The sequence below is a fragment of the Granulicella mallensis genome (genome assembly GCF_014203225.1).
In the GTDB taxonomy this organism is placed as follows: Bacteria; Acidobacteriota; Terriglobia; order Terriglobales; family Acidobacteriaceae; genus Granulicella; species Granulicella mallensis_A.
Genome location: NZ_JACHIO010000006.1, coordinates 206,827 through 226,943 on the forward strand (window position 1 = coordinate 206,827; position 20,117 = coordinate 226,943).

General features: G+C 57.4%; 19 protein-coding genes. 4 read left to right on the forward strand and 15 right to left on the reverse strand.

Annotation, left to right across the window (positions count from 1 at the left end):
* Positions 1–91: 91 nt before the first annotated feature.
* Entirely contained in the window at positions 92–2,155 is a 2,064-nt protein-coding gene (locus HDF15_RS08720) for a M13 family metallopeptidase (protein ID WP_184254674.1), read from the forward strand.
* Between the two features lie 104 nt (positions 2,156–2,259).
* On the opposite strand, the gene HDF15_RS08725 is transcribed toward HDF15_RS08720, so the two are convergent.
* On the reverse strand, positions 2,260–2,685 hold the full coding sequence (locus HDF15_RS08725; protein WP_260330945.1) for a type II toxin-antitoxin system VapC family toxin: 426 nt from the start codon (positions 2,683–2,685) through the stop codon (positions 2,260–2,262).
* Positions 2,643–2,882, reverse strand: coding sequence for a type II toxin-antitoxin system Phd/YefM family antitoxin (locus HDF15_RS08730; protein ID WP_184254676.1), 240 nt, complete (start codon positions 2,880–2,882; stop codon positions 2,643–2,645). Before HDF15_RS08730 ends, HDF15_RS08725 begins: the two co-directional genes overlap by 43 nt.
* Positions 2,883–3,062: 180 nt before the next feature.
* On the opposite strand from HDF15_RS08730, the gene aqpZ reads away from it, so the two are divergent.
* Entirely contained in the window at positions 3,063–3,827 is a 765-nt protein-coding gene (gene aqpZ / locus HDF15_RS08735) for an aquaporin Z (protein WP_221314341.1), read from the forward strand.
* Positions 3,828–4,105: 278 nt separating this feature from the next.
* A complete protein-coding gene (gene gyrB, locus HDF15_RS08740) occupies positions 4,106–6,748 on the forward strand; it encodes a DNA topoisomerase (ATP-hydrolyzing) subunit B (RefSeq protein ID WP_184254678.1) in 2,643 nt (880 codons plus the stop codon).
* 281 nt (positions 6,749–7,029) lie between these two features.
* On the opposite strand, the gene HDF15_RS08745 is transcribed toward gyrB, so the two are convergent.
* From HDF15_RS08745 to HDF15_RS08780, 8 genes are all read right to left on the reverse strand, one after another.
* Complete coding sequence (locus tag HDF15_RS08745; protein ID WP_184254680.1) at positions 7,030–7,530, reverse strand: group II truncated hemoglobin; 501 nt, start codon at positions 7,528–7,530, stop codon at positions 7,030–7,032.
* A 48-nt stretch (positions 7,531–7,578) separates the two neighbouring features.
* Entirely contained in the window at positions 7,579–8,718 is a 1,140-nt protein-coding gene (locus HDF15_RS08750) for an NAD-dependent epimerase/dehydratase family protein (protein ID WP_184254682.1), read from the reverse strand.
* A 56-nt stretch (positions 8,719–8,774) separates the two neighbouring features.
* A complete protein-coding gene (locus HDF15_RS08755) occupies positions 8,775–9,491 on the reverse strand; it encodes a glycosyltransferase family 2 protein (RefSeq protein WP_311733067.1) in 717 nt (238 codons plus the stop codon).
* On the reverse strand, positions 9,488–10,927 hold the full coding sequence (locus HDF15_RS08760; protein WP_184254684.1) for a glycosyltransferase family 87 protein: 1,440 nt from the start codon (positions 10,925–10,927) through the stop codon (positions 9,488–9,490). Before HDF15_RS08760 ends, HDF15_RS08755 begins: the two co-directional genes overlap by 4 nt.
* Positions 10,924–11,682 (reverse strand): TIGR04282 family arsenosugar biosynthesis glycosyltransferase, encoded by a 759-nt coding sequence (locus HDF15_RS08765; RefSeq protein ID WP_184254686.1) that lies wholly within the window; start codon positions 11,680–11,682, stop codon positions 10,924–10,926. The genes HDF15_RS08760 and HDF15_RS08765 overlap by 4 nt, the downstream gene beginning before the upstream one ends.
* Entirely contained in the window at positions 11,683–12,423 is a 741-nt protein-coding gene (locus HDF15_RS08770) for a class I SAM-dependent methyltransferase (protein ID WP_260330947.1), read from the reverse strand.
* 93 nt (positions 12,424–12,516) lie between these two features.
* Complete coding sequence (locus HDF15_RS08775; RefSeq protein ID WP_221314342.1) at positions 12,517–13,965, reverse strand: molybdopterin-dependent oxidoreductase; 1,449 nt, start codon at positions 13,963–13,965, stop codon at positions 12,517–12,519.
* A complete protein-coding gene (locus HDF15_RS08780) occupies positions 13,962–14,753 on the reverse strand; it encodes a cytochrome b/b6 domain-containing protein (protein ID WP_184254688.1) in 792 nt (263 codons plus the stop codon). The genes HDF15_RS08775 and HDF15_RS08780 overlap by 4 nt, the downstream gene beginning before the upstream one ends.
* Before the next feature lie 178 nt (positions 14,754–14,931).
* Here HDF15_RS08780 and HDF15_RS25820 point away from each other — a divergent pair, with 178 nt between their 5' ends.
* Positions 14,932–15,054 (forward strand): hypothetical protein, encoded by a 123-nt coding sequence (locus HDF15_RS25820; RefSeq protein ID WP_260330948.1) that lies wholly within the window; start codon positions 14,932–14,934, stop codon positions 15,052–15,054.
* 208 nt (positions 15,055–15,262) lie between these two features.
* On the opposite strand, the gene HDF15_RS08785 is transcribed toward HDF15_RS25820, so the two are convergent.
* From HDF15_RS08785 to pabB, 5 genes are all read right to left on the reverse strand, one after another.
* Positions 15,263–15,562: a hypothetical protein gene (locus HDF15_RS08785; protein WP_184254690.1), complete on the reverse strand. Its 300-nt coding sequence runs from the start codon at positions 15,560–15,562 to the stop codon at positions 15,263–15,265.
* Positions 15,563–16,040: 478 nt separating this feature from the next.
* The gene (locus tag HDF15_RS08790) at positions 16,041–16,832 is read right to left on the reverse strand and encodes an ABC transporter permease subunit (RefSeq protein ID WP_184254691.1); all 792 of its coding nucleotides are present in this window, start codon (positions 16,830–16,832) and stop codon (positions 16,041–16,043) included.
* Complete coding sequence (locus tag HDF15_RS08795) at positions 16,829–17,719, reverse strand: ABC transporter ATP-binding protein (protein WP_184254693.1); 891 nt, start codon at positions 17,717–17,719, stop codon at positions 16,829–16,831. The genes HDF15_RS08790 and HDF15_RS08795 overlap by 4 nt, the downstream gene beginning before the upstream one ends.
* A 2-nt stretch (positions 17,720–17,721) precedes the next feature.
* Positions 17,722–18,141, reverse strand: a complete 420-nt coding sequence (locus tag HDF15_RS08800; RefSeq protein ID WP_184254695.1) for a GntR family transcriptional regulator — start codon at positions 18,139–18,141, stop codon at positions 17,722–17,724.
* Between the two features lie 107 nt (positions 18,142–18,248).
* Positions 18,249–20,105, reverse strand: a complete 1,857-nt coding sequence (pabB, locus tag HDF15_RS08805) for an aminodeoxychorismate synthase component I (RefSeq protein ID WP_184254697.1) — start codon at positions 20,103–20,105, stop codon at positions 18,249–18,251.
* Positions 20,106–20,117: the final 12 nt, after the last annotated feature.

The following is a 20,117-nucleotide window of genomic DNA, read 5'->3' on the forward strand; positions in this document are numbered from 1 at the left end:
ATGTGAGAGGGGGGCTCCTCCAAAACAAGGCATCCGCTCCTGAGAACCACTGCTCCCCAGGCGTTGTAGGATGGCTCTCACTGGAGAACTTATGCTCTCGAAACCTCTGCTTGCCATGGCGCTCGCCGCGGCCGTCCTTTGTCTTTCTTCACAGCCTCTTTCGGCTCAACAGCCAGCCGCGCCACAGCCACTGCTGGCGATGCCCTACTCGCCCTCGCTCGATGTCACGAGCCTCGACCGCTCGGTCGATCCCTGTGTGGACTTCTACAAGTTCTCCTGCGGCGGCTGGATGAAGAACAACCCGATCCCCTCCGATCAGGCCGCGTGGGACGTCTATTCCAAGCTCGCCAATGAGAACCAGCAGTTCCTCTGGGGCATTCTCGTGGCAGACGCCAAAGCCACCAACCGCACGCCTGTACAGCAAAAGGTCGGCGACTACTTTGCCGCCTGCATGAACACTTCGGCCATCGACGCGCTTGGCGATAAGCCGGTGCTGCCTGAGCTGGCAAGAATCGATGCCCTGAAGACTCGGCCTGAGCTGCTCGCCGCACTCACGCGCCTGCACCACGAGTACGCCGGCAGCTTCTTCTTCGGCTCTGGCACAGACCAGGATGCCATCAACTCGTCCGTCATGATCGTTAGGGTGGGAGCGGGAGGGCTCGGTTTACCCGACCGCGATTATTACTTGAAGACCGATGACAAGAGCGTCAAAATCCGCGAGCAATATATTGCGTATATTCAGCAACTGCTGGTTCTTACTGGTGAGTCTGAAGAGAAGACCAAGGCCGATGCCGCTGCAATCCTACGCATAGAGACTACCCTGGCCAAGGCATCGTTGACCCGCGTCGAACGCCGCGATCCGCATAACACGTACCACATGATGACCGTCGCCGAACTTGCGAAGCTTGCGCCTTCGATCGACTGGCCGCTCTACTTCAAGACACAGGGAGTCTCGGACGTGGAGAAGCTGAACGTCTCTCAGCCGGCGTTCCTGAAGACCGTCGAAGCCGAACTCTCGACAGAAGACGTAGCAGCGCTGCGAGCTTACCTGCGCTTTCATCTGCTGACTGCCGCCGCGCCTTACCTCGCGCATCCGTTCGAGCAGACCAACTTCGACTTCTACTCGAAGACGCTGCGCGGCATTCCCGTAATGCCTCCGCGCTGGAAGATTTGTACGCGCGCAGTTGATGGCAACCTTGGCGAGGCCCTGGGGCAGGAGTTTGTGAGGCGCACCTTCTCCGCCGACATGAAGGGCCGCACGCAGCTCATGACCGAACAGATCGAGACAGCCATGCAGCAGGAGATCGAGGGACTGCCCTGGATGAGCCCGGCAACCAAGCAGGAAGCGCTGCGCAAGCTGCATGCTATCCGCAACAAGATCGGCTATCCCGAGCACTGGCGCGACTACTCCGCGCTTGAGGTCAAAGCGGATGACTATGCCGGCGATGTCCTGCGCGCCTATCGTTTCGAGGACGCGCGCCAGTGGCACAAGCTGGGCAAGCCGGTCGACCTGACTGAGTGGAATATGACCCCTCCAACCGTGAATGCCTACTTCAACGACCGAATGAATGACATCAACTTCCCTGCCGGTGTTCTGCAGCCACCGCTGTACGATTCGAAGCTGGACGACGCGCCGAACTACGGCGACACAGGCGGCACCATCGGCCATGAACTGACGCACGCCTTCGACGACGAAGGACGGCAGTTCGACGCCAAGGGTAACCTGCGCGACTGGTGGACTCCCGAGGACGCGAAGGGCTTCGAAGACCGCATCAACTGCATTCGCGACCAATATGCCGGCTATGTCATCGTCGACGACACGCACATCAACTCCAAGCTGACCAGTGGCGAAGACGTCGCCGATCTGGGCGGGGAGTTGCTGGCCTATATCGCCTGGAAGAAACAGACCGAGGGCGTGAAGCTGACCGACGTCGAAGGCTTCACCCCGGATCAGCGATTCTTTGTGGGCATGGCGCAGTGGGCCTGTGAGAACGAACGGCCGGAGAACCTGCGGGTACATGCCGCGACCGATCCGCACTCACCCGGGTTTGCGCGCATCAACGGCGTGGTGTCGAACATGCCGGAGTTCCAGAAGGCCTTCGGCTGCAAGGCAAGCCAGCCGATGGTGCATGCACCGTCGTGCCGGGTCTGGTAGCACCGTACTGAGGCTTGAAGTCGTAGCCGCGGCCGGAAGCAGATTTCCTTTGGGGATGACAGAAAAGAGGCAAGACCATACCGTCGCATCTGGTAGCTCGAGTGCTACCAGATGCGACGGACACCGAAAGAATCCAACGCAGAGTCGATGCTAATCACGGGTATATCCAGCGCCAACGCTTGGGCTGCGATCATACGGTCGAACGGGTCACCGTGCTCCCCAACGAGACGGCCGGCGCGGAGTGCCGTTTCGGTATCGATAGACAGCAAGGTGTATCCAGCGGCATCCATATCGTTGAGGAATTCACGTTCGAACTCTTCCGCGAAAGGAAGCTTACCAAGACGTACCTTCGTTGCGATTTCCCACGCAGAGGCTGCAGAGACAAGCAACTCAACGGATTCGTCAGAGATGATTGCTGCAGCCTTATGACTAAGTTTTTCTGGAGTGAGTGCCGCCCAGAGAAGAGCTTGCGTGTCGAAAAGGAATCTCACTCGCTTATGCCGTCCCAACCCTTTGGCAAGGGTTCCCAAAAAGCGTCTCCCAATTCAAATCCAGGTGTTTCACGAACACCCAGCCGTTTCTTCTTGGGAATTGGTTCAATCCCTTCCAACTTCGCAACCGGGGTCTTGTCGCGGCCGGAGGTAATAATGACCGTTTCCCCGGCCTGCGCCTTCTTCACGAGGCTGGAGAGGTTTGTTTTAGCTTCAAAAATCGTTGCTGTAAGCATGTCGCCCTCTCAATCTGCTAATCAATCTTAGCTAAGATAAAACCGCCTGTCCAGCAGGCCTCTAACCTCAAGAAATCGCTGTACGCTCATCACATTTACATCACAAAAACAGGCTTCTTGCTCTAAACTGGCTCCGTTTCAAATACCAAGCAAATAAAGAAGTGAACCTTGGAGGAAGTTATGGAGATAGCGCTTTCACGGCGTTGTATTGCCGAGTTCTTTGGAACATTCTGGTTAGTCTTCGGCGGTTGCGGAGCAGCGATTCTAGCCTGTGGGTTTCCAGCGTTTGGCATCGGTTTTGTCGGTGTTGCGCTCGCCTTCGGCCTGACCGTGCTGACGATGGCCTATGCCATCGGACATATCTCCGGTTGCCACCTCAACCCTGCCGTCACACTGGGCCTCGTCGCCGGCAAGCGCTTTCCGGCCAAAGAGCTTCTTCCCTACTGGATCTCGCAGGTAATCGGCGGCATTGCCGCGGCTGGCGTGCTCTATGTCATCGCCTCCGGCAAAACGGACTACGCGGTGGGCGGCTTTGCCTCCAACGGCTACGGTCCCGCCATGCCGGGCGGCTTTGGGTCACCCGGCGGCTACAGCCTGATCGCCTGCCTGGTAGCCGAGGTCGTGTTGACCTTCTTCTTCCTGGTAGTGATTCTGGGCGCAACCGACCAGCGCGCGGCCAAGGGATTTGCACCACTGGCGATCGGCCTCTGCCTGACGCTGATTCACCTCATCGGCATCCCGGTGACCAACCTCTCCGTCAACCCGGCGCGCTCGACCGGTCCGGCTATCGTTGCCGGCGGATTGGCCCTGCAGCAGTTGTGGCTGTTCTGGGTCGCTCCGCTGGTGGGAGCCGCCATTGCAGGCATCTTCTATAACGCGGTACTCGCGGAACATGAAGTGCCTCCTGTAACAGAAGAGCCGGTAACGTACGCGGCATCCGCCTAAAACAACAAATACCCCGCTCAGAAGCCCCCGAGTCTGCCGCTCGGGGGTTTTTGCTGTTTAAGAAGTCCTGGGACATCGGCTAAACCCTTCAATCTACGCCTTTTGTTCCCTTCCAGAGAGCCCCTTCGGCGCTTCGAAAACGGGCGGGCGCGTGCTATACTTAGGTGTCGACAACACCAGCAAACAGCCTGTATTTTCAAGGGTTTTTGCGCCCTTTCCCGATCGGTTCCCAGCCCTCTGGAGAGCCAACCGGATAAGACCAATGGAGCGTTCCGTTCGTGCCTGAAGAAATCATCCCCGCAGCAGCCAATAGCCAGACTCCCCCGCCTCAGCCCGGAACCTATACCGGCGAGAACATCACCATCCTCGAAGGCCTGGCGGCCGTCCGCCTGCGCCCAGCCATGTACATTGGCTCAACCGGCGAGCAGGGTCTGCATCATCTCGTCTACGAGGTCGTCGACAACTCGGTCGACGAGGCACTGGCGGGCCATGCGACACGCATCGATGTCACGATCCACGTCGACAACTCCATCACGGTCGTCGACGACGGCCGCGGCATCCCCGTCGACAACAAGACGCTGCCCACCGGCGAGACCATGCCTGCCGTGCAGGTCGTACTGACGATGCTGCACGCCGGCGGCAAGTTCGATGCCTCGAACTACAAGGTCTCGGGCGGTCTGCACGGCGTCGGTGTGAGCTGCGTCAATGCGCTTTCGGAAGAGTTCGACGTCGAGATCTGGCGCGACGGCTTTACGTGGGAGATGGACTACTCCAAGGGCGACCCCATCAGCGAACTGCGCAAGATGGGCCCCTCCAAGCGTCGCGGCACCAAGATCCACTTCCTGCCCGACAAGACCATCTTCACCGTCACCGAATACAACTTCGATACACTCGCCAACCGTCTGCGTCAGCTCGCGTTCCTGAACAAGGGCATCGAGATCTCGCTGACCGACGAGCGCCAGGTCGATACCAAGGGCGAGACGAAGTCGCAGGTCTACAAGTACACCGGCGGTATCGCGGAGTTCATCAAGCTGCTCAACAAGGGCAAGCAGGTTCTTCATGAGAAGCCCATCTACATGGAGACCGAGCAGGGCAACGTCGTCATGGAGATCGCGCTGCAGTACAACGACGCGTACTCCGAGACGGTCTTCTCGTTTGCCAACAACATCAATACGGTCGACGGAGGCACGCACCTCTCCGGCTTCCGCACGGCTCTGACGCGCACCATCAACGTCGCCGGCCAGCAGCTTGGCCTGTTCAAGGACGTGAAGGAAAACCTCTCGGGCGATGACGTGCGTGAAGGCCTCGTCGCTGTCGTCAGCGTCAAGCTGCCGCAGCCGCAGTTCGAAGGCCAGACCAAGGGCAAGCTCAACTCCGACATCGCCGGCCAGGTGCAGGCGTTCGTCAACGAGCGCCTGGGCGCCTTCCTCGAACAGAACCCCTCGGTCGCAAGAAAGATCATCAACAAGGCTATCGACGCCTCTCGCGCTCGCGAAGCCGCACGCAAGGCCCGCGATCTTACGCGCCGCAAGGGCGCACTCGACGGCGGTGGACTGCCCGGCAAACTCGCCGACTGCTCCGAGCGTCGTCCTGAGCTCTGCGAGCTGTATCTGGTCGAGGGTGAGTCGGCCGGCGGAACCGCCAAGCAGGGCCGTGACCGTAAGTTCCAGGCGATCCTCCCGCTCAAGGGTAAGATCCTCAACGTCGAAAAGGCCCGCTACGACAAGATGCTGGGCCACGAAGAAATTCGTGCCATGATCACGGCGCTCGGCACCGGCATCGGCAAGGACGACTTCGACACCGCCAAGCTGCGCTACGGCAAGCTGATTCTGATGACCGATGCCGACGTCGACGGATCGCACATCCGCACGCTGCTGCTGACGTTCTTCTTCCGCCACATGCAGGAGCTCATCAAGCGCGGGCACGTGTACATCGCGCAGCCGCCGCTCTTCCGCATCAAGAAGGGCAAGTTTGAGCAGTACATCAAGGACGAGCGCGAGTACGTGCAGGTGATGGTCAAGCGCGCCTCCGATGGCATGATTATTCGCTACGGCGAAGGCGGCTCCAGGCTCGAAGGCAAGGAGCTGACGAAGTACATGTCGCAGCTCAACGACTACCTCAGTTTCTACGACAAGGTCGTCAAGCGCCTGCGCAATGACGAAGTCGTACGCGCGTTCGCCGAGATCTTCGCTAACGAAGGCAAGGACTCCGTTAGCCGCGCCGACTTCGAAACCGATGCCAAGCTGAAGGACATGCGTGCGCGGCTCAAGGAGTTGGAGCGTCCCGAGCTCTTCAAGCATGTCTCCGAGGTCGAGTTCGACGAAGAGCATCGTACCTACTCTGTCTCGTTCACCGATGCGCAGGGCGCGCTCCGGCACATCAACTGGACGCTGGCCTCTGCACCGGAGTCACGCCAGTTGCTCGGCAAGCATGCCCAGATTCGCGAACAGCTCGTTGGACCGTTCCTGATCGAGTACGCAGGCAAGAACACTGCCGCGGCCACGAAGAGCGTAGAGGAACAGGCGGAACAGGACCTTGAGGACACCGATGAGGTTGAGCTCGAAGGCGCAGTCGACGTAGGTACGGTTGCTCCTGTGGAGGCTGCGAAGCCGGTGAAGCGCTCAGCGAAGGTCTCGCAGGATCCCGTCGAGCGGAAGACGCCGCGCGAGGTCTTCGAGTACGTCATCGAGCAGGGCCGCAAGGAATACCAGGTCCAGCGCTACAAGGGCCTCGGCGAAATGACAGCTCCGCAGCTCTGGGACACGACCATGGACCCTGCCCGCCGCACACTACTGCAGGTCAAGCTCGAAGACATCGCCGCGACCGAAGAGATCTTCACCACGCTGATGGGTGAAGATGTCGAAAGCCGCCGCAAGTTCATCGAAGAGAACGCATTGGATGTAAAGAACCTCGACATCTAACTCGCTGTATTTGTAGCTTGACGTATATCGCGATCACTCGTGAAACATAAGCTGAAACATCGGGCGAGCTCATTCTTCATGAGCTCGCCCGATGTTTCGTTCAGTCAGAAATTGCGTAGCGTGTTTACCCGATTCATTCGATGAGAGGATGGGGCTGAAATCACCTTGGCGTAGTGATCAGAACCCTCGAAAAACGCAAACGTTAGTTTCGGCTCTGATTGAGATCTATCCGATTTCGCACCGCCCGTAAAATCGATACCCACTAAAAACTCGCGGCACATTCAGCTACGGTTTGGGTCGGATGTTTCCGGTTCGGGCTGGTAAGGCCCTCCTGGGACACCCCAATTCCACTCGGGCATGGGAGCTTCTTCAATGCGGGTATCGGATGGAAGCGCAGAATTGATGACAGCAAGGCGAGAACCCCATTCCAGGTATGCGACAAGCGCGGACCGAAACTCCGGATCGGAAGGAAGATTCAACTCATCAGCCGTTTCGAGGAGGAGCCGCACCCAGTGTTGACGCTGCTGCTCCGTGATGCCTTTTCCGAGGTGATGGCGAATCATCGCAGCATGTCCACCGTGCTGCGATGAATACTCAGCAGGACCACCCAGAACTTCGGCGATGAATTTGGCGACGTGCTCGAAGTGGGCCGGATCCATGTGGCGGAATAGGGGTTCGAGGATGGGGTCGGCCGGCACCTTCTCGTAGAAGCGCTCTATAAGCGCAGAAAGAGCTTCTGAACCACCGAGCCATTGGTAGAGTGTAGGAACCTGTGAAGCCATACCGAATTTTAGCCAGTATTGCGTCGATCTGCCGTCAAATCCCAGGCGTCATAAACCCGAACTTTGTACGCTTTGAACGATTCCTTTCGCGCGCAGGCCTGCCTCGGCCTTCGAGAAATAGTCTTCGACCGCACCCTGCGTCCTGATCCAGTCGATATAGCGCGCGATCCCCTGCTCGATCGTGGTCCTGGGTTCGTATCCGATCGTGCGAATGCGGTTGATGTCTGAGATGAGCGAGCGAATCTCTCCGGGCCGAAACTCCCCTCTCGCCAGCGGTGCGAGCTTTACGCCGAGTTGGTTCGCGATGATACCAGCGAGGTCGCGGACGCTGGTCGCCCGCCCGCTGCCGACGTTGGCGGCCAGACCATCCAGCTTATCGGTAGTGGCCGCAAGCAGGTTGGCGCGCGCGATGTCTTCTACGAAGCACAGGTCCCGGGTCTGGCCGCCGTCTTCATACATGATGGGCGGCTGGCCATTCAGGAGGCGCGTGCAGAAGATGGCGATCACTCCGGTATAGGGATTGAAAAGTGACTGGCGCGGGCCATAGGTACAGGAGTACCGCAGTGCGACTGTCGGGATTCCTGTCTGCTTCCCCCAGAGCAGCACAAGACGCTCTTGATCGACCTTCGTCAGGGCGTAGACCGTTTCACCCCCGCCCGGCGTGGCCTCCGGGGTCGGGATGGAAGTCGTAGGCTTGCCGCAGATTGGACAGTGCACGCTGAAATCACCCGCGCGGAGCTGTTCGGCGGGACGCAGCAAGGGAACGACGTGGCCATGCTCCGGGCAATTCGCCGCACCTTCGCTGTACACCGCCTGCGAACTTGCCACGAGGACTTTGCGAATGGGCAGGTGCTGGTCGCGAATGATCTCCAGCATCTGTGCGGTGCCGAAGCTATTCACCAGGACATACTTCGCCATCTCCGGCATATAGCCGCCGTAGGCAGCCTCATGGAAGACAACATCGATATCCATCAAAGCGGAGTGCATCGTCTCGTAGTCCTGCACGTTACCCTGGCGAAACTCTGCCGCTGGATTGACCCACTCAGGCTTGCCGTTCTTGTGGGTCTGCGGCTCCAGGTTGTCGAGTATGCGAACGGTCCAACCTTCGCTCAGGAGGAGGTCAACGATGTGAGAGCCGATGAGGCCTGCGCCTCCGGTGACAAGTGCGCGTTTTTGATGTGCAGCCATAGGTGTGTCCTGGAATGGGTTGAAGAGCGAAGCTCTATAGAGCCCTTGCGAAGAAACTAGGTAGATCGAGAGAATGCAATGCGAAGCAGCACCGCCAATATCCGTATCCCGGTCTTAAAACTGGCAGCGAGATTGCCCGATACTTTGCTGACTCCGCCCTTTCTGCATTGGTAGTCGACGGGAATCTCCTGTACGCGGAGATGCTGTTGCGCCGCCTTGGCCTGCATCTCCAAATTCCAACCGTAGGTCATCTCTGACATATTGAGCTGTTGTAATGACGACCGGCAAATAGCCCGGAATGGCCCCATATCGGTATAGCGGATGCCGTACAGCATGCGAAGAAGAAGCGAGACCAGATGCCCCGCGAAGACCTGGCTAGCCAGCATAGAGCCTGGCTCACGATGTCCCCGGAGTCGTGAACCAATGGCAAAGTCTGCTTCGCCAGCTTCGAGAGGAGCGACCAGACGAGGAAGATCCGCAATGACGTCACTGCCATCGCCATCCATAAAAACCAGGATCGTACTCGTTGCGAGGGCGGCATCGGAGCCGGCTTTACAGGCTGCGCCATAGCCCCGTGGCGAGGTGATGACGCGCGCTCCTGCCGCGGCTGCAATCCTGGCAGTGTCGTCCGTCGAGCCGTTGTCGATGACGATGCATTCTGCGATGAGCGGCCACGGCATCGAGGCAACGACCTGACCGATGGATTCCTGCTCATTGAGCGCGGGAATGATGACGGAGATCTTCGAGCCGTTCATGTTGTCGAAGGCACTCACGCTCGATCCTCCGTTGCCGGTCTGGGATAGGGAGGCTTGGGAGAGGGATGAAGGATAGGCCAGCGGCGCAGGACGATATCCAGTACGAACGCGAGCAACACGCTGCCGTAGAGCATCTTGTTGAGCAGAAACTGCAACGGCCCAGTGCCTACCGCGATCGCCGTCGTGCACAGATAGAAGAGACCGCAGATATAGGCGAAGACGGTAATATCCGGCACGAGCGCGAGGAAAGGAACGAGCCACGCGACATACCAGGGATAGTGCGGCGAAAAGAGCAGCATCAACGCAAGTGCGAGCGCGAATGCCGGGACCAGAAAGTCAGCATCGGCGGGAAGGCCGAAGCGGCGGGTCTGTCCTGTCTCTACCCTCGGCCACACTGGACTGCAGCAGGTTCGCCAGCACCAGATCATCAGCGTAGTGAAGACCAGGGCGACAAAGGCCAGGTAGGGTTTGCTGGAGAGATTGTGCAGGCCGGGTACGTGCTGCGTGAGTTCCAGCAGGAAGTAGCGTGTGCCGGTATCCATGCCTTCCTCCTGGACGTAGCTTCCCAGGAAACCAAAGACGCCCAGGCCCACGCTGGAATAACACGCGTAACCCAGAGCAACCACTCCGGCGACGGTCGCGGGCATTCTGTACTCGCCGCGACGGAAGAGCGCGGGGAGCAGCACGAGGGGATACATCTTCGTCATGATTGCCAGACCGAGAAAGAGACCGGTAAGGAGGGGCTGCCTGCGATATCGAGCAAGGAGAGCAAGCGCGATGAAGGCCATGGCGGCGGAGTCGAGATGGCCGGAGTTGCCGATCTCCCAGACCAGCAGCGGACACCACGCGTAGAGCAGGGACTGCTCACGGCGAACGCCCAGTTCGCGCAAGAACTCCAACAGCGCATACAAGGTAAGGCCTTCGAACAGGATCATCGCCAGTTTCATGAACGTCACCGTGGGGTTGAGGAAGGTGACGATGTAGAAGATGAACTGCGCGACCGGCGGATAGATGGTGTGCGCATAGTCGCGGCGATTGATGTGATCGAAGAGGTCCTGGTTGGGCGCACGCAAAAACTTAAGCGCCGGATCACCGGGCACATAGCGATAGGGCGAGATGTGCGAGTGTTGCACCACACCATCCCAGGCGTAGCGGTAGATATCGGAAGAAAGATACGGAGCTGGAAGCAGCGTGACGAGCCGAAAGGCAATGGCGAACGCCAGGATGATGCCGAAAGTATAGCGGTTGACCGGTTGCGTCAAAATCACCAGCACCGCCAGCGCGTAGAGTATCGCGGACCAACCGGAGACCCCGGAGAACCCGATAGTGAAGTGGCTGAATTCGCTGACGAGCTGTCGTGTGAGGAGGAGCAGTCCTGAACCGATGAGAATCAGCACGGCATTCGTCAGCCAGGGTCGCGCATAGGACCAGCGTCTTGTGGGACCGGAACTCACTTGCCGGCTCCAAAGAGATCGAGGAGAAACCTGCGGCTATGCGGAGCAGAGTAACCGGGCATCCTGGTAAAGGGTGGGGGTATCTCTCCAAGCAGTTCATCGCGGAGAAGATTCAGCGTCTCTCCGTCGTCGACGTCGTACCAAAGTGGAAGCTCCACGAGTTCGATCCCCGCGCTGGTAATGGCGGAGACGGTTTCCGCGTAGACCGTCGAAGTGCTCCAGTGGATGTTCGCGAAAGGTTCAGGATGAGGGGCTTTCAAGCCGATGAGGTAGTATCCGCCATCGTTGGAAGCGCCGAGCACGATACGGTCGCCGGGGCGGTTCAGTTCTTCCACCGCCTGACGAAAGGCTTCGGCAGGAACGGTGGGTGAATCCGAGTCGATGAGGCAGACCGCGCCGAAGCCGCAGAGGAGGATGTCCTCAGCCGCAGCCAGCAGCCGCTCTCCAAACCCCTCTCCACGCTGCGCAACGAGGGCGAAGTCTTCGGGGAGCAGACCGTCGAACAGGCTTTCGTCGCCCACTGGGGTATAGGAGATCAGCCCGGCTGCCTGGTTCGTCCCGGCGACCTCCGCGATGTTTTGTGTCGTATCCCGGAGAAAGCAGACGTTCAGCGCCGCGGACTGCTCGAGCGTCAGCGGTGGCGACAGGCGAGTTTTTACCTTACCCGGCCGTGGAGCCTTGGCCATGACGGCGAGAGCGCACTTCGATTTAAGCGAGGAATCCGTGCACGATGGAACGAGGAGCGTATAGGGCATTCAGGAGGTACTCCGGCTGGGCTGCTCAGCCTGCAATTCGCCCTTTTGACAGATCGCATACTGGTACCAGTCATCGTAATGCACATCGACCGAAGCCCAGGAGGGTGTCCGCACCAGCTCGACGAAATCGGCAGACGGCATGACCTCCGCCTGCTGCGGCTCTCTGTATTTCGCGACAGGGCTGGTCGTCAAGCGAGCCAGGAGCCACATGGCACCGAGCGGCACCCGGGTTCTGAAGCCGGAGGTCGGCTCTGCGATAAAACATCTTCCGCCTGGACGCAGCACCCGGAAGATCTCCGCGAGAACGGCTTCTTTGTCGGGAACGATGAGGAAGAGGCGGGAGACGATGACGGCATCGACAGAGTGCGGTAGCTCCTTCAGAGCCTGCGCATCGCCTTCGATGAAGGTGCAATTGTGCAGCCGAAGATTGCTGGCCCGCTCCCGCGCTCGCTGAATAAGGCGTTTAGACAGGTCGATGCCGGTGGCCGTAATCTGCGGATACTCTTTAGCAAACCGGCAGGCATAGAGGCCAGGACCGCAGCCGAGTTCGAGGATCCTGGTTCCGTCCGCAGGAGTACCGGTCGGAAAGAGCGCGTTTGTAATTTCAGGGGTGTGGTCGCGAAACAGGTACTCTCTACAAAGTGCATAGAGCCAGTGACATCGCTCAAACAAGCTTTCTGGCGGAGGCAAGGCCTTTTGGCCGGTGAGATCGTATTGGCTTGAACCCATGGTTGAACTCATCTGATTTTTTCTAAGGATTGGGACGGGCCCGATAAACCGCAGGATAGTCTTACTGGACCTGTCCTGCTTCTACGCTGCGGCGATTCCGTTTTTTCATAACCCTGCGTACCAGTCGTATCCGAGTTTGGTCCAATAGTCGTCCGGTTTCTCGTTCGTATAGCTGATCAGCCCTATCCGCTTGATCTGCTTGTAGCCGTACTTCGTAGGCATGTGCAGGCGGAGCGGAGCTCCGTGAAACTGCGTCAGGGGTGCGCCCATCATCTCTGTGACCAGCAGCGTCTGCGGGTGGCGGCAGACATCGAGGTCATAACCGGTATAGTAGTCGCCGTCCGGTGTCTCCATGTAAACATACTTTGGCTCCTTGCCCTCAATCAGGGCAGGCGGATACGCCTCAAGGAAATCCGCCATGCGTACTCCAGCCCAATGCACGATCTCGCTCCAGCCTTCGATGCACTTGAATTGAGTCACCAGTTCGTGACGAGGAAGCTTCAGGATGTCTTCCATCGTCAGCAACAGTCCGGGCGTACCCGGCATAAGGGTGCTGCTGCTTTCGCCGGCCTCTTCCCGCCCGCGAGGCATGCGGCGGCCGATGCTCTCTTCCGCAGCCTTGGCCTGACCGAGCATGGGCTCCGGGGCCATCTTCTCGGCGGTGCGGGCATTGGGATCCACCTTCGTGTCATGGCCCTGGTCTTCATGGCTGGCTTCAGCTACGTATTGGTACTCCCAGGCAGTCACATCCGTCGTGAATCGCGGATGTGCCGCAGCATCCTGCATACCGACCAACTGCAGCCGCCAACCTTGCGGCGCCAGCATCTTCTTCAGACCGAAGACACCGTTTACGCGAAGATCTTTCGCCGCTTTGAGCGGATAGGTGGGTGCAAGCGCGCGGTCACCCGATACGGCTCGCGAGATAGCCGCGTTCGTCCTGAAGGCATCACGGAGGGGAAACCGCTGCATCCCGACACCAGGGCTCCGGTCAATCCAGCGATAAAACCCATAGCCCGCAGCCGCGGCAATGGAAGCGCCAATGAACGAACGGCGGGTGTGCCTGCGCGATTCAGCCAGAACGGCAGCGTCGGCAATCGCTCTCTGTTCCAGATCATCGTCTGGATTCTCTTCCGCTTCTTCGACCGCCACCAGCTCAACTGGAGGCGCATCGCCATGTTGCGTCGCCGTTGGCGGAACGGAGATCGGTGCAGGCGGCTTTGCCGTCAATTCAACAACGGGCTCCCTTGACACAGAAGGAGAGGATTCCTTCGGGGCTGGCTGAGACTCTGGTGCTGGTGCAGCAACGATATCGTCTGGCTTTGCGATGGCGGCTTCAAGCGATTTCTCAACAGGCGCTTCGGATGATTTCGCCGCAGCCGTCTCGGCTGGTGCTGCAGCAGCCACTTCGGCTGGCTTCGCAGTAACCGCGTCGTCTGGCTTTGCAGCAACCTCAGGCGGCCCGGGTTGTGGAGCCTCTACCTTCTGAACCTCTAAAGGCTTCTGAGACTCTACGGGTTTCTGAGACTCTGGAGATAACTTTTTCTCTTCGCTCATCGGTGACTCCGCCGTTCCGCCTCAATCGAAGGAGCTTCCGCTCTCTGGATCTCTCTCCCGCTGACCATGGCTCGAAAGTTGTTCCATCCCGCCAGGATCACCTGCAGTACATGAACGACAAAGAAGCCCAGAAAGCTCATCGTGATCCAGAAATGCAGCCATCGGGCCATCTCATAGCCACCCAGCAGAGTTGTGAGCCAGTGTGCCTGTGTCGGCTTGTAGATGGCCAGGCCCGTCACGAGCATGCCCACTCCCATCAGGATGACGGAGGTATAAGCGATTCGTTGTGCACCGTTGTACTTCGTCTGTGCAGGCAGCCCCTTCCTCAGATGAAGGTCGACCAGAGTGACCTGAATCGCGTCTCGCAGGCTGCGGCGTTCGGGTACAAGAAAGCGCCACTCCCCTGAGAACGAGGTATAGAGCACGTACAGGAGCCCATTCAGGCCGAAGATCCACATAAAGAAGAAGTGATAGCCAAGCCCCTGCGTTACGGAGTACGGCACATGAAGCTTCTGGTAAAACCAGTCTGGAAACAATCGGATGAGGGTAAACTTGCCGATCCCCACGCGATAGATGGCATGTGGGTGCCGATAGGCATTATCCGAATCGTTCCAATAGATAAGAATGCCGCTCCAGATCATCGTGAACAGCACAGGGAAATTGATCCAGTGCATCCAGCGTATGGCAAGAGGATGCTTTCGTTCGAGGCGGATGGACGCATTGAGGGGCGCAGGCGCGGATGGAAGGATGTCGCTCGAATCATTGTCGTATTTGGACTTTATGACCATGAGACTACGTCCCTTTTGAGATCGATTGCATTAAACACACCCAAGCCAGCCCCCATGTACCAGCGGCGCAATCTCCCCCTTTGGGGGAATACAGGAACGCATGGGATCTTACAACCTTCGACGCTCAACCCGCCCCAAGATTACAAGAAAAATTTGGCGTTCTACCAGGAGCCCCTTATTGTGCCCTGTCCGTTTGGGGACAGTCCACACAATTCCCCGCAATGGCGACAAGATGCGCGTCTTTCTTGTCGAACGGAGCATCCTTGAGAACGCGCTGGATGTAAAGAACCTCGACATCTAAGTTGAATACAAATAAAAATAGCTGCGAGAGTTCATCTCTCGCAGCCATTCTCATCTCTCTAAGTTGACACGTAAAGTGAAATTACGAGTCGACTGAGCCTGCGATCAGATTCCTTGCGCTGCAATACGCGGACGATCTGTCACCCATCGCATCCCAATCTTGTTCTCTTTCCTTCCGATACTCAAGAGTCTGAGCTTGATGTCAGCCGTTACGGCTCGTGTCTTCGCACGACTTCACATGCCGCAAGCAAGAGCACAGAGGAGATTGCGAAACACGCGATCAAGCCGATCCAGGGCAACGTCCCATTAGACAACTGAGAGGTGGGGTTGATGCTTGCCGTCGCACTCATTACGTCGAAGACATTCCAGCCCTGCAGTGTGTGTGCTTTGTAACTCAGAAAGATACAGCTAAGCAGACAGATTCCAACAACAGCCGCCGTAAACTCTCCTGCGAAGATCTCCGACAACAAGAGTCCGAACGCAACGATCACCAGCCCAGCGGCCCCCATAACCGCTCCAAAGAATAGAGCCTGTGAGGCAGGATAGGATTGGCCAACGAATCTTGACGCGATCGAGATCAGAAGCGACGGTATGACTCCGAGTGCAAAAGCCTCCAGGCCCGTGATGCCCGCACGCAATAGGAATAGGCGGGTCTTCCTGATAGGTAGCCCTAGAGTAAAGAGGCCAGCCCCTGAACTTTTCTCTCTAGAGAGACCGCCGAGTGTCAGTACGAACGCTCCTAGAATCCAAAGTCCCTGGAGCGCGTAGTGAAAGAGACCGCTCCATACATAGGCTGAATAAGCCAAAGGTTTATCGGGTAGTCGTGCGTTGTAGCGACTCAAAAAGCTTGGACTGGAAGCGACTGCATAAACCACCAGTGCCAGCAGGAGAGAGAGCGCGGCCGCGAAGCGCCCTCGGGTTTCTTTCCAGTACCGCCAAATCAGAGCAACCGTGGGCGATGTAAACTTGCCTTGCGCAGTTGAGGGTTTAGTAGTCAACGCGGTCTCCATAGAAAGCCGTGATAGACAGGCACAGCCCAGTTAGCCCCCATGCCACGAATAGAGCGATCCATGGAAAGGACGTCCAGGTAATCTGCCAAGGTCCAGCCATTGCATGTCCGACATCCAGGTACTGCAACCATGTGGTCTTGTTTAGGTCTCGTTCATTCTGCATGTAGTTCTGTAGCAGCAGATAGGGAACACCGAGAACAATGAGGGTCACCAGCAGCGAAGTGTAGTTGCCCGGCGCCAGGGAGTAGCAGAGATTACCAATTGCGAGCAAAAACACTCCAGCGCCTACCATCAGCAGAGTATGCAGAATTAATTGGGTCAACGAATAGTCTTGATGAATAACCCTGGAGCCGATGACGACCACTACAACTGCAAAACATGCGACAGAGAGGGCCTCCAGAAGGGCTACGGCCAAACGGGAGAATAACCACTGTCGCCGACTCACTGGGAGCCCCAAACTGAAGAGGACAGTACCGCTGCTTCTTTCCCGGATCAAACCACCGAATGCGAACAGCAATGCGAAAAGAGCCCAGACCTGCTGAAGATAGTTGTCGTACAGATAGTGCCAGAGATACCAGCTGTAATGGTTAATACCCAAAGGCATCCAGGCGCCGTGGTAGCCTTTCGAGTCTGCCAGTTCGTGAGCCCACATCTTTACCAGCCATGCATGCTGTTGCAGATAGAAGATGCAGACAATGGTTACGGCGATCAGACCTGCAAAGAAACGCACTCTAGTTTCGATCCAGGCCTTGTAAAGCAGCATGTTCATGACCGCACCTTCACCTTCTCAAGAAATACCTCTTTGAGGGTCAGGGGCAGCACATCAATACTTCCGGCTTTCAGCATTCGCACATGCTCCAGAATTGAGTCGAGGTGATCACTGGCTACAAGGGTCACAGTTCTTCCCTCAATACGTGCTTTCTCGATGCCCGGCAGCCTGAAATCACGTTCCTCAACGGGCTCAGGAAAGACCGCTTGAATATGCTTGTATCTCTCCTTGACCTCATCCATAGAAGCGTCGAGCACCAGTTGTCCGCGATTAATCATCAACACGTGATCGGCAACCTGCTCCACTTCACCGATCTGGTGAGATGAGAAGAAGATGGTTGTGCCTTGAGCCGCAAGCGAAACTACAATTTGTAAAACGTCTTCGATTGCGACCGGATCCAGACCCTCCGTAGGCTCATCAAGGATGAGGAGTTTGCACCCACGCGCAAAGCCCAACAGAAGAGCCAGTTTTGTGCGCATCCCCTTCGATAACTGTCTAACCTTACGGTCGAGCGGCAGTTCGAACCGATCAAGAAGCTCCTGCTCAAACCGCTCATCCCACGTCGGGAAAAAGGCACGCGTAAAGCGGATGAGCTCCGCAACTGTCATGTAATCGTAAAGACGCTTGTCCTCAGCAACGAAGGCTACCTTCTGCCGAATGATCAGGCTCTCCGCTTCGTTGCTTATGGAGTGACCGAATATGCGCCCCTTACCCGATGTCGGGTGAACCATGCCGAGAAGCATCTTGATGGTGGAGCTTTTACCAGCACCATTTTGCCCCAGAAAAGCACACACCGCACCCTCTGACACGGATAGATCCAAGCCGCGCACCGCTTCATGCGTACCGTAGGACTTCTTCAATTGCTGCGTTTCGATTACGTGTGCCACCGCTACCTCCTTTGGAACTCATTGGCTAAAGCCGCCTCAACAAGCCGGCGAATCTCTCCCTCACGAAGACCTTGCTCTCTCAACCTGTCTACGAACTCCTGAGTAAGTTGTTGTGCATCCCTTATTTCGCCGGTCTTCGCCTTGCGTCGGCTTGAAGAGACGAACACTCCGAGCCCGTGATGAATCTCAAGGACTCCTTCGTTTTCGAGCTCTCGATAGACCTTGATGATCGTGTTGGGATTCATGACTAAAGTCTCTGCGAGGCTGCGTATGCCTGGCAGTTGATCTCCCGTTACGAGCGCGCCCGTCTCAATCGCATGGCGAATCTGCTCTTTGAGCTGGACGTAAATTGGAACACCAGAGGACGGATTGGGTTTTCTAAACACTGTGCTATTGATATAGCACAGTGAAACTGTATCCACAAAATTTTTATCTGGGCAGGACAACGGGAAAGGTACAGGAGGGGGACTTCGACTCCTACTGCGGCGCCGTCAAGAGGGCAGACAGCAGGATCTGGGTGCAGGAGACATCAAACGGCATTCCAGCGAAGGGAGCTCACCTGGCGCATACCGCGAAGAGCATTGCACAGAAAAATGCCGTCTGCCGATTCGAGGTCTTCGAGATGAAGGACTCGCTCCTCTGCCGACGCATTGGTTTCGAGAAGATGACGGCGGAAGATTCCAGGCAAGACACCCGAGCTTATAGGTGGAGTTATAAGCTTGCCTTCGCGGAGAATGAAGATATTGCTGATTGCCCCTTCCGTCACCTCTTCCCTCTCGTTGAGGAAGAGGACCTCATCGAAACCATCGGCGCGGGCCTCGGAGAAGAGACGTTCATATCGTTCGCGGCGTGTTGTTTTGTGCCGCAGGAAGACATCGTCAGAGGAGGTACGTTCCGAGGAGATGCGGACAGAACAGGTCGATTGGCCGGGTTGAAAGGCTGTGGCCGTAATCGTCGCCTTGCCGGCAGAGTCCAGCAGCAACCGCACGCGATAGTGTTCTCCGGAGGGAAACGGATGCGCCCGCTCAAGGAGTTGTCGCGTGATCGATGCGCGATCAAAGGAAAACTCGAAGTACGATGCGGACGATTCCATGCGATCCAGGTGCATGGGCAGAAGAGCGTACTCTCCGTCCCAGAGCATCGTCTCGATCAGTTGAAAGGCCGGCCCTGGCCGGGACAGGAAACTTGCCTTGAGCTGGCACTCCCTGTACTCGTCCGCAGGAATCGAATCTGCCACGATACCGCCGCCAACACCCATCCGGACTCGTCCGTCCTTGAGGACAAGAGTTCGAATCGCGACATTGAAGATCGAGGATCGATCCGGCGCAATGAAACCGATGGCTCCGGTGTAGATCTCCCGAGGCTTCTGTTCCAGTTCACGAATGATCTGCATCGTCCTGATCTTTGGGGCTCCCGTGATGGAACCGCTGGGGAACAGGCTTCGAAAGATGTCGTAGTATCCGAGCTCAGCCCGAAGTGTTCCAGAGATCGTCGAGGTCATCTGGAGAAGAGTTCTGTACTTCTCAACCGAGAAGATGTCCTCGACCTGGACGCTTCCCATGGTGCAGATGCGGCCAAGGTCATTGCGAAGAAGGTCGACAATCATCACATGCTCGGCGCGATTTTTTTCGTCCTGCTGCAGTCGCGCAGCGGCCTCGACATCCTCTCTGGAATCGCGGCCTCGGGGCATCGTGCCCTTCATGGGGCGAGTCACGATCCGGCCGTCCTCAATGCGAAAGAACAGCTCCGGCGAGAAGGAGAGGATATGGTTCCCGTCCACGTTCAGGAAAGCACTATAAGAAACCGGCTGTCGAGGTAAGAGTTCGGCAAAGAGCTCCGTAGCGGACAGCTTTGTCCGGGCATCGACAGTATCCGTGAAGTTCACCTGATAGGTATCGCCTGCCCGTATGTAGTCCTGAATTCGTTCAATCCTTGCGCAGTATTCGGCTTCTGAGATCGTCAGAAAGGTTTGTTCCGGAAGCATCTCCAACAGATTGCCGGATTCGTTGGAGGCAGGTTGAGCCGCCTTGCCTTCTTCACCACTCATCTGGTGGTGATGGACGAGCGGTTCCCGGTAAACACCGAACCAGGCCAAGGGCAGTTCTGATGAAGCCGGTGCTACATTCTCCAAAGACTGAAAGTGATATCCGCATTCATAGCCGACAAATCCGGCGACATAAAAGCCCTCGGCTAGCGCGTCTTCAAGCTCGCGGAAGAGAGCCGGGATTTCGTCAGGTCTGGATGAAGACAACACTCGAACAGGATGGAGAAAGAGAAGGCTCTGCCGATTTCCTGGGTCGAAGCGTGAGGTCTCAAGGAGGACTGAGTCGGCGGTCTCGGCAACCATCGAATGCCACTGCTTCGGAACCCTTGACCACTGACCCACAAAATCTCCCGT

Bases quoted from the DNA above. Each gene is read 5' to 3' on its own strand.
- HDF15_RS08720 (WP_184254674.1), top strand. From the start codon at position 92: ATGCTCTCGAAACCTCTGCTTGCCATGGCGCTCGCCGCGGCCGTCCTT.
- HDF15_RS08730 (WP_184254676.1), bottom strand. From the start codon at position 2,882: ATGCTTACAGCAACGATTTTTGAAGCTAAAACAAACCTCTCCAGCCTC.
- aqpZ (WP_221314341.1), top strand. From the start codon at position 3,063: ATGGAGATAGCGCTTTCACGGCGTTGTATTGCCGAGTTCTTTGGAACA.
- HDF15_RS08745 (WP_184254680.1), bottom strand. From the start codon at position 7,530: ATGGCTTCACAGGTTCCTACACTCTACCAATGGCTCGGTGGTTCAGAA.
- HDF15_RS08750 (WP_184254682.1), bottom strand. From the start codon at position 8,718: ATGGCTGCACATCAAAAACGCGCACTTGTCACCGGAGGCGCAGGCCTC.
- HDF15_RS08765 (WP_184254686.1), bottom strand. From the start codon at position 11,682: ATGCCCTATACGCTCCTCGTTCCATCGTGCACGGATTCCTCGCTTAAA.
- HDF15_RS08770 (WP_260330947.1), bottom strand. From the start codon at position 12,423: ATGAGTTCAACCATGGGTTCAAGCCAATACGATCTCACCGGCCAAAAG.
- HDF15_RS08775 (WP_221314342.1), bottom strand. From the start codon at position 13,965: ATGAGCGAAGAGAAAAAGTTATCTCCAGAGTCTCAGAAACCCGTAGAG.
- HDF15_RS08780 (WP_184254688.1), bottom strand. From the start codon at position 14,753: ATGGTCATAAAGTCCAAATACGACAATGATTCGAGCGACATCCTTCCA.
- HDF15_RS08785 (WP_184254690.1), bottom strand. From the start codon at position 15,562: ATGGGGGCCGCTGGGCTGGTGATCGTTGCGTTCGGACTCTTGTTGTCG.
- HDF15_RS08790 (WP_184254691.1), bottom strand. From the start codon at position 16,832: ATGAACATGCTGCTTTACAAGGCCTGGATCGAAACTAGAGTGCGTTTC.